Here is a 1247-nt window from a genome sequence, read left to right on the forward strand (position 1 = left end):
TGAAGGTGTCGGTCAGCGACATGCGCCCGCCATAGAGCGCATTGGCTTCGATCGGGTCGATCGGCGTGCGGAATTTCCGTATTCTGAGCCAGACCACCGTCAGCCCCAGCAGCATGCCGCCGATCGCCGGTATCAGCGCCTGCATCGGATTGGCGAGCGAGAACATGCCGGAAAGCCGGCCGCCTGGCTGAACGCCGAACAGCAGCCCGTGCAGGTCCTGCACGATCTGGCTCATCGCCGTGACCAATATGCCAGCCATCACGCCTACGACACCGGCGAGAACGACCACCACGATGCCGCGTGCCTCGAGCAGGGGCAACGACCTGACCAGCACCGCGCGCAGCCGGCGGGCGTAGACTTCGCTGTGGTTTCTGGAAAGCACCGGGGCGGCTCGCCGATATCGAAAGGCAGTGGAAAGCCAGCCTGATACGCCCGGCGGCACGGCATGGCAACCACTATGCCGGCAGACACCATATTGGCGACAGCTGGCGCGATATCGATCGGCTGACGGACCGTTCAGGTCGGCATGGGCTCGCCGGCTTCATAGAGCACGAGGTTGCGCTCGCCTATGCCTAGCGCCGGCCAGCTCGCACGCCAGTCCGCAATGTGCGGCGAGGCGAAATGCGCGTCGAGCGCTGCCCTGTCACTCCAGACTTCCGTGACCCGGATGAGCCCGGCATCGAAAACATCCTGCGCATAGGAATATTCGAGACAGCCGGGCTCGGCGCGGCTGCCGGAAACCATGCGTTCCATAGCGGGCTTAGCTTCCTCCAATTTGTTTGGCGGCAGGCGGATGGGTGCCGATGATCAGAAGCATGGGTTTCCCTTCCTAGCGAGGCCGGCCGACACGGCGACCTGCGCATGGTCGTCGAACTAGCCAGTCTCCCACCCTCGCGCAAGCTTGGCGGGCTACCCTCACAGGGCTGTCGCGCGCTCGGCAGTCTATGGGGTTTGAGGACGATATGGCGATCAGCGAAAGCATTCAGCCCGGCGCGGTGGCCAAGAACGGCCGCGACGTCTTCTTCGCCATCGGCATCGTCATCATCCTGGCCGTGCTGTTCCTGCCGATTCCGGCCTTTCTCATCGACATCGGCCTCGCCTTCTCGATCGCGCTTTCGGTGCTGATCCTGATGGTGGCGCTGTGGATCCAGCGGCCGCTCGATTTCTCGTCGTTCCCGACCGTGCTGCTCATCGCCACCATGCTGCGGCTGTCGCTCAACATCGCCACCACGCGCATGATCCTGTCG

Annotated in this window: 1 protein-coding gene and 2 pseudogenes; 1 reads left to right on the top strand and 2 read right to left on the bottom strand. The window is 63.9% G+C overall.

The annotated features are described in order from the left end of the window. Together EN750_RS34930 and EN750_RS34935 are read right to left on the bottom strand one after the other, a co-directional pair. Positions 1-382: pseudogene (locus EN750_RS34930) on the bottom strand (chloride channel protein); the annotation flags it as partial. 134 nt (positions 383-516) lie between these two features. After that, a pseudogene (locus tag EN750_RS34935) lies at positions 517-817 on the bottom strand (putative quinol monooxygenase). A 145-nt stretch (positions 818-962) separates the two neighbouring features. Between EN750_RS34935 and EN750_RS34940 the strand changes: the two are divergent. Beyond that, positions 963-1247, top strand: a 285-nt coding sequence (locus EN750_RS34940) for an FHIPEP family type III secretion protein (protein ID WP_189526692.1), incomplete at its 3' end; no start/stop codon positions are given.

This window comes from Mesorhizobium sp. M7A.F.Ca.ET.027.03.2.1 (assembly GCF_003999175.1).
In the GTDB taxonomy this organism is placed as follows: Bacteria; Pseudomonadota; Alphaproteobacteria; order Rhizobiales; family Rhizobiaceae; genus Mesorhizobium.